Raw genomic sequence first — 7,079 nt, forward strand, 5'->3', positions numbered from 1 at the left:
ACCCCGCCGTGCTCGACACCTTCACCCGGCTGGCGCCCGACCTGCACCGCCAATTGCAAGGGCTGGACGAGGCCGCCACCCGCACGCTGATGACCGACATGGTGCAGCGGCACTTCGATATTCTGGTTTGAGTACCGCACTGGAGCACCATGACCGCCATGAACACGACGACCCCCACCCCTTCCCCCGCCAGCCATTTCGACGCCGCCGCCCGCGACTGGGACCAGCGCCCCACATCACAGCAACTGGCCGCCGTGGCGCCGCGCCTGCTGGCGCAGCTGCCCCTCTCGCCCACCGACCAGGTGCTGGACTTTGGCGCTGGCACCGGCCTGCTGGCCACACAAATAGCGCCGCTGGTGGCGCAGGTCACGGCGCTGGACACCTCGGCGGCCATGCTGGAAGTGCTGCAAGCCAAAGGCCACGCCAACATCACCACGCACTGCGGCGATGTGTTTGCCGGACTGCCGGGGCGCTACCACGCCATCGTCAGCTGCATGGCGCTGCACCATGTGGCCGACACCGCTGCGCTCTTGCGCGCGTTTGCCGACGCGCTGCACCCGGGTGGGCGCATTGCGCTGGTGGACTTGTACTTGGAGGATGGCAGCTTCCACGGCGACAACGCCGCCAAGGGCGTGCAGCACCTGGGCTTTGCGCCCGAGGCACTGGGCGCGCTGGCCCAACAAGCCGGGCTGGCCGACATCCACTTCAGCCACATCGTGCAACTACAGCAACGCAATGGCCGCAGCTACCCGCTGTTCCTGATGACGGGGCGCAAGCCGTAACTATTGATTTGATAGCTGCTCGCGCCCACTGCACAAGGGCCAGAGCCATAAAACACCATTATTTTTGTGCCCCACGGACGCCGCCGTCTGCCCGGCGCTGTGCATATGGATATGGCTTCAGCACAGAACAACTGGGCCAGAATGTGCAGGTTTCTTCCCCCAACACCGGAGACCTGCACCATGGCATTCGACAACGTTCTGCAAACCATTGGCAACACGCCGCACATCCGCATCAACCGCCTGTTTGGCGCGGGTGCCAACGTCTGGGTCAAGTCCGAGCGCGGCAACCCCGGCGGCTCCATCAAAGACCGCATTGCGCTGGCCATGATCGAAGATGCCGAGAAGTCGGGCGCGCTGCAACCGGGCGGCACCATCATCGAGCCCACCAGCGGCAACACCGGCGTGGGCCTGGCCATGGTGGCCGCCGTCAAGGGCTACAAGCTGATTCTGGTGATGCCCGACAGCATGAGCATCGAGCGCCGGCGCCTGATGCTGGCCTACGGCGCCAGCTTTGACCTGACGCCGCGCGAAAAAGGCATGAAAGGCGCCATCGCCCGCGCCGAAGAACTGCACGCGCAAACGCCGGGCTCGTGGATTCCGCAGCAGTTCGAGAACCCCGCCAACATCGACATCCACGTGCGCACCACGGCGCAGGAAATCCTGGCCGACTTCCCCGGCGGGCTGGACGTGCTCATCACCGGTGTGGGCACGGGTGGGCACCTGACGGGCGTGGCGCGGGTGCTCAAGGCGCAATTTCCGAATCTGAAGGTGTTTGCCGTGGAGCCCACGCAGTCGCCCGTCATCAGCGGCGGCGCGCCTGCACCGCACCCCATCCAGGGCATTGGCGCGGGCTTCATCCCCAAGAACCTGGACACCAGCGTGCTCGACGGCGTGATCCAGGTCGATGCCGAACCCGCGCGCGAGTACGCCCGCCGCAGCGCCCGCGAAGAAGGGCTGCTGGTGGGCATCTCGTCGGGCGCCACGCTGGCCGCGATTGCGCAAAAACTGCCGGAGTTGCCCGCTGGCAGCCGCGTGCTGGGCTTCAACTACGACACCGGCGAGCGCTATTTGTCGGTGGAAGGCTTCTTGCCCGCGTAATAGCACGCGACACCCCCTCAAAAAAGACCCAATTTTGGGTCTTTTTGGCTTCTGGCCCTTATGCGGAAAGCGCAAACAGCTATCAAAATAATAGTGATAACTGCTGCGGCAGTGCGCGCGCAGCCAACGCCACCGGCCAGCGCGTGGCGGGCGTGGGCCACCCGGCCAGGGCCTGCTCGGTAAAATCCGCGTCCCCCTGAGACTTTGCCCTTTGCCCGATCACCACGGGCCTGCCACTGCCATGATCCGCCTGTCTGAACTGAAGCTGCCGCTGTCGGCACTGCCCGTCACCCCTTTGCGCGCCGCCGATACCGGCTTTGAAACCGACGCCGACCGCACCCCGCCGCCCCACCCCATTGCCGCCCTGCGCCAGCTGGCCGCACAGGCGCTGGGCTTGGCCGACGCGGAGGCCATCGCCCAGCTGCACGTCTTCAAGCGCAGTTTTGATGCGCGCAAGGCCCACCTGCTGGCCGTCTATATCGTTGATGTGGCCCTGGCCGATGCGGCGCAAGAACCCGCCCTGCTGGCGCGGCACAGCGGTAATGCGCACATCCAGCCCACGCCCGACATGGCATGGCACCCCGTGGGCCAGGCACTTGCTGATGTGGCCGTGCGCCCGGTGGTGGTGGGGTTTGGCCCGTGCGGGATTTTTGCCGCACTGGTGCTGGCGCAGATGGGCTTCAAGCCCATCGTGCTGGAGCGCGGCAAAACTGTGCGCGAGCGCACCAAAGACACCTGGGGCCTGTGGCGCAAACGCACCCTCGACCCCGAAAGCAACGTGCAGTTTGGTGAAGGCGGCGCCGGGACGTTTTCCGACGGCAAGCTCTACAGCCAGATCAAAGACCCGCGCCACCTGGGACGCAAGGTGATGGAAGAGTTCGTGCAGGCCGGTGCCCCGCCCGAGATTTTGTACGCCGCCCACCCGCACATCGGCACCTTCAAGCTGGTGAAGGTGGTGGAAGCTCTGCGCGCACAAATCACGGCCCTGGGCGGCGAGGTGCGGTTCCAGCAGCGCGTGACCGATGTGCTGATCGAAGAAAACGCCCAGGGCCAGCGCCATGTGCGCGGCCTGCAAGTGCAAGACCTGACCAGCGGCACCACGCACGAGCTGCGCACCGACCACGTCGTGATGGCGCTGGGCCACAGCGCGCGCGACACCTTTGCCATGCTCTACCAGCGCGGCGTACACATGGAGGCCAAGCCGTTCTCGGTGGGTTTTCGGATTGAGCACCCGCAGGGCGTGATCGACCGTGCCCGCTGGGGCCGCCACGCCGGGCACCCGCTCTTGGGCGCCGCCGATTACAAGCTGGTTCACCACGCCAGCAATGGCCGCACCGCCTACAGCTTTTGCATGTGCCCCGGCGGCACCGTGGTGGCCGCCACCAGCGAGGCAGGCCGCGTCGTCACCAATGGCATGAGCCAGTATTCGCGCAACGAGCGCAACGCCAACGCCGGGATGGTGGTCGGCATTGACCCGCAAGACTACCCGCGTGACCCTGCCGCCTTCGCGGCCCAACTGGGCGCCACCCACGGCGTGGAAACGCTGGGTGCTGACCAGCACCACCCGCTGGCGGGCATCGTGCTGCAACGCCAGCTCGAATCCAACGCGTACGTGCTGGGCGGCAGCAACTACAGCGCGCCCGCGCAACTGGTGGGCGACTTCATCGCCGGGCGCGCCTCCCAGGCCCTGGGCGGCGTGGAGCCCTCGTACCAGCCCGGCGTGGCACTGGTCGATTTGCGCGCCGCGCTGCCCGGCTACGCCACCGAGGCCCTGCGCGAGGCCCTGCCCGCCTTTGGCCGCAAGATCAAAGGCTTTGACATGCACGACGCCGTGCTCACCGGGGTGGAAACACGCACCTCCTCGCCCCTGAAAATCCCCCGCGGCGAGCACTTCCAGAGCCTGAACACGGCGGGCCTGTACCCGGCGGGCGAAGGCGCCAGCTACGCGGGCGGCATTTTGTCGGCGGGCGTCGATGGCATCAAGGTGGCCGAAGCCGTAGCGCGCAGCCTGCTGGGATAAAAAAACCGCCAGGGGCTGTAGCAGCCCGCTGGCGGTGTGTGGGGGTGCCGGTGCATGGCACCGACTGACCAACCGACGATCAGCCTTGCTGCAAACGCGCAATGCGCTCTTCAATCGGTGGGTGGGTGGAAAACAGCTGGCCAATGCCACCGGCAATGCCCATGGCGGCCATGCTCTTGGGCAGCTCGGCGGTGTGGACGCCGCCCAGGCGGGCCAGCGCGTTGATCATCGGCTGCTTGCGGCCCATGAGCTGGGCAGCGCCCGCATCGGCACGGAACTCGCGCTGGCGCGAGAACCAGGCCACGATGATGGCAGCGACAAAGCCCAGCAAGATATCGAGCACCACGGTGGTAATCATGTAGCCAATGCCGGGGCCGGTGTTTTCGGAATCGTTCTTGCGCAAAAAGCTGTCCACCGCGTAACCAATCACGCGCGACAGGAACACCACAAAGGTGTTCATCACACCCTGGATCAGCGTCATGGTGACCATGTCACCGTTGGCGATGTGTGCTACCTCGTGGCCAATCACGGCCTCGATTTCTTCGTGCGTCATGCTCTCGAGCAGGCCGGTGGACACGGCCACCAGGGCAGAGTTCTTGAAGGCACCGGTGGCAAAGGCGTTGGGGTCGCCCTCAAAAATACCCACCTCGGGCATGCCGATGCCCGCCTTGTCGGCAAACTTGCGCACCGTCTCGACGATCCAGGCCTCATCCTGGTTGCGCGGCTGGTCGATGACCTGCACGCCCGAACTCCACTTGGCCATGGGCTTGCTGATGAGCAGCGAGATGATGGCGCCGCCAAAGCCCATCACCAGCGCATAGCCCAGCAGGGCGCCCAGGTTCAGGCCGTTGCTGGTGAGGTAGCGGTTGACGCCCAGCAGGCTGGCCACGATGCCCAGCACCGCCACCACGGCCACGTTGGTCAGGACAAACAAAAGAATGCGTTTCATGGTTTTTTTCTCCACAGGGATGGGGCACAAACCCCTCGGGGTGGCAAATGGGGTGAGGGCACCGCGCTTTCAAGCAGCGGGCACTGACGGGCCGGGGGTCAGCGCCTGCGGCGGGCGCGGGCCGCGAAAAACGAACGGGTCATCATAAAAGCAAGCGTTTTCGTTCTCGGGCCACCAGCCGGGCATTCCCAGTACGGGCAGCGGGGTAAAGGGTTTGGCCGACAGGTGCGGGGCTTGCAAGTCGGTGGCCAGCCAGGCGTCCGTCACTGCTCCTGAATCCATAGCTGCTTGCGCAATATAGACGTGGGCTGTGATGGGTTTTCGGGGGAAAACCAGTTGCTCCATCAGGGCGTGGCCCAGCAGCTCCAGCCGTGCCTCTCGCCACAGCGGGCGCAGGTCGGTGAACAGCGCGCGCCAATCGCGCGCACGCAGTGCCTGCCACAGCGGCGCGGGCGCATGGAGCACGGCGCCGTTTTCATCGAGCAGCGTGATCGCATCGCGCAGCGGGCCGCGCACGCCGCCCACCCCGTGGGCCGCGATGGCCTGGGCCTGCAAGCGGTTCAGGCGCTGCTTGGCCTGCGGGTAGTGCAGCCAGACCAGGCCATTGAAAAAGTCGTGCAGGTTGCAGCGCGTGGGCACGCAGCCCGTGGCGAAAATGTGGCTTTCATAGGCCATGCCCACGGGCAAATCGGTCTGGGGCACAAAGCGCACCGGGCAGGCGGCGCCCGCAGCTGCTGCATTGAGCGCATCGGCCACCGAGGCACCCGCCAGCACGCGCTGCTGTACCACCTGGCCCACAGCGCGCAACGGGGCGAGCCAAGGGGCTTGCCAGGCGATGGCGTTGAATGGGGATGTGCTCATCGGAGATAAATCACCGCTTGAGGCATAGAGCGCATTTCGATGACAAAAGAGCCTGGATGGCGCTCCAGAATCCGCAAAGCCGAGTCACCCGAGCGCAGCAAGCCGCGCTCGCGCAATCGACCCGCTACAGCACTCAGGGCACAGGGCTGGCCACGCAACAGTTCTGGCACCGCCAGCAGCACATCCGCCAATGTGACGCGGTGCAGCGCCAGTTGAACCAAGACGGATCGCAGGCCGTGTAACTGGGCCGATAACGGAATGACTGTCTTTCTGCGCCCGGTCACAGTCCATGACAAGACGGCAGGTGTAGCCGCCTTTACGGCTGGCACCGGGGCTTCAACCACGACAGGGCGCACCGGGGCAGCCGGCACAACGCGCGCAGGAACATAGGTCAGCTGCGTAGGCTGGTGGACCGGGCTGAGTTTGAAGTGCTCCGCATGGCGGGCAAAAAATGCGGTGGATTTAGTCTGGTTCAAAATATTTTTTTGGCGCAGCACTGGCACGATTTCACTCAAGCGCTGCGGCGTCTCACGCAAGGCGGGTATGGCTTTCAAAATGCGCGCCACCTCCTCAGGCAACGCGGGAGGCTTGGCCGTCACAGACGCAGGCACCAGCGCAGGAGCGGGCGCGGGTGCAGCAGGCGCAGGGCGTGGCGCCAACGGCGGGTTTTTTGCCACCGCCGGCGGCACTGGCAAGACGACAGGCTTGGTCACTGCGGGTGCGGCAGCAGCCACCACCGCTGAGAAAGGCGGCTTGGATGCTGGGGGCTCGGCGTTGGCAACGGGAGACGGTGCAAATCGCACCACCCGGTCGTAATAGGCCTGGGCACCGGCAAACAGTGTGCTTTCCATCGCAAAACACCAGACCTCGCAACCCCATTCACGCAAGCGCACGGCCAGCGGGGCGAAGTCAGCATCTCCCGAAGCAATGGCAAACAAGCGCACGCCCTGCTGGAAGTGCAGCGCCACCGCATCAGCAATCAGGGCGGCATCGGTGGTGTTCTTTTCAAGGGCCAGATTCGGGAAAGTGCGCGCGCCCAAACTGCTCCAGACAGTCGCCAACGTATGCAAACGCTGCGCACCACCATAGGCGCGACAGACAGCGACCCGGCCCGTACGCGCCTGAACTTGCAGCCACGCTGCGTTCAGGGCTACGGAGTCAGAGAAATTGTCTGCGTCAATGAGGAAGGCCGCCTGCAGCCCGCCCACCGCGCCCTCCCCCGGCAATGCCATTACCCGGCAACCACCCGCCACGCCAGCGCTTCACCGGCGCGCAGGGGCTTGAGTTCGGCTTCGCCAAAGGCAAAGCTGTCGGGCGGAGTCCAGCTTTCGCGGCGCAGGGTGAGGGTGCCCTGGTTGCGCGGCAGGTT

The 7,079-nt window shown here is 65.5% G+C and carries 6 protein-coding genes and 1 pseudogene; 3 read left to right on the plus strand and 4 right to left on the minus strand.

What is annotated here, in order from left to right:
• Positions 1–149 precede the first annotated feature (149 nt).
• The 3 genes from PHX69_RS14310 to PHX69_RS14320 all read left to right on the plus strand — a co-directional run bounded on the left by PHX69_RS14310 (position 150) and on the right by PHX69_RS14320 (position 3,900).
• Positions 150–782: a class I SAM-dependent methyltransferase gene (locus tag PHX69_RS14310; protein WP_288044554.1), complete on the plus strand. Its 633-nt coding sequence runs from the start codon at positions 150–152 to the stop codon at positions 780–782.
• 180 nt (positions 783–962) lie between these two features.
• Complete coding sequence (cysK, locus tag PHX69_RS14315; protein WP_119013028.1) at positions 963–1,880, plus strand: cysteine synthase A; 918 nt, start codon at positions 963–965, stop codon at positions 1,878–1,880.
• 241 nt (positions 1,881–2,121) lie between these two features.
• Positions 2,122–3,900 carry an NAD(P)/FAD-dependent oxidoreductase gene (locus tag PHX69_RS14320; RefSeq protein WP_288044556.1) on the plus strand — a complete coding sequence of 593 codons (1,779 nt, stop codon included), beginning with the start codon at positions 2,122–2,124 and terminating at the stop codon, positions 3,898–3,900.
• Positions 3,901–3,979: 79 nt separating this feature from the next.
• On the opposite strand, the gene htpX is transcribed toward PHX69_RS14320, so the two are convergent.
• From htpX to PHX69_RS14340, 4 genes and pseudogenes are all read right to left on the minus strand, one after another.
• Entirely contained in the window at positions 3,980–4,849 is an 870-nt protein-coding gene (gene htpX, locus PHX69_RS14325) for a protease HtpX (protein WP_119013095.1), read from the minus strand.
• A gap of 69 nt (positions 4,850–4,918) precedes the next feature.
• Positions 4,919–5,710, minus strand: coding sequence for a DUF3025 domain-containing protein (locus PHX69_RS14330; RefSeq protein WP_288044557.1), 792 nt, complete (start codon positions 5,708–5,710; stop codon positions 4,919–4,921).
• Positions 5,707–6,942: an NYN domain-containing protein gene (locus PHX69_RS14335; protein ID WP_288044558.1), complete on the minus strand. Its 1,236-nt coding sequence runs from the start codon at positions 6,940–6,942 to the stop codon at positions 5,707–5,709. The genes PHX69_RS14330 and PHX69_RS14335 overlap by 4 nt, the downstream gene beginning before the upstream one ends.
• Positions 6,942–7,079, minus strand: a pseudogene (locus tag PHX69_RS14340) (dihydroorotase); the annotation flags it as partial. The pseudogene PHX69_RS14340 and the gene PHX69_RS14335, both read right to left, overlap by 1 nt.

The sequence above is a fragment of the Simplicispira sp. genome (genome assembly GCF_028687295.1).
Classification (GTDB): domain Bacteria; phylum Pseudomonadota; class Gammaproteobacteria; order Burkholderiales; family Burkholderiaceae_C; genus Simplicispira; species Simplicispira metamorpha.

Bases quoted from the DNA above. Each gene is read 5' to 3' on its own strand.
- PHX69_RS14310 (WP_288044554.1), top strand. From the start codon at position 150: ATGACCGCCATGAACACGACGACCCCCACCCCTTCCCCCGCCAGCCAT.
- cysK (WP_119013028.1), top strand. From the start codon at position 963: ATGGCATTCGACAACGTTCTGCAAACCATTGGCAACACGCCGCACATC.
- PHX69_RS14320 (WP_288044556.1), top strand. From the start codon at position 2,122: ATGATCCGCCTGTCTGAACTGAAGCTGCCGCTGTCGGCACTGCCCGTC.
- htpX (WP_119013095.1), bottom strand. From the start codon at position 4,849: ATGAAACGCATTCTTTTGTTTGTCCTGACCAACGTGGCCGTGGTGGCG.
- PHX69_RS14330 (WP_288044557.1), bottom strand. From the start codon at position 5,710: ATGAGCACATCCCCATTCAACGCCATCGCCTGGCAAGCCCCTTGGCTC.
- PHX69_RS14335 (WP_288044558.1), bottom strand. From the start codon at position 6,942: ATGGCATTGCCGGGGGAGGGCGCGGTGGGCGGGCTGCAGGCGGCCTTC.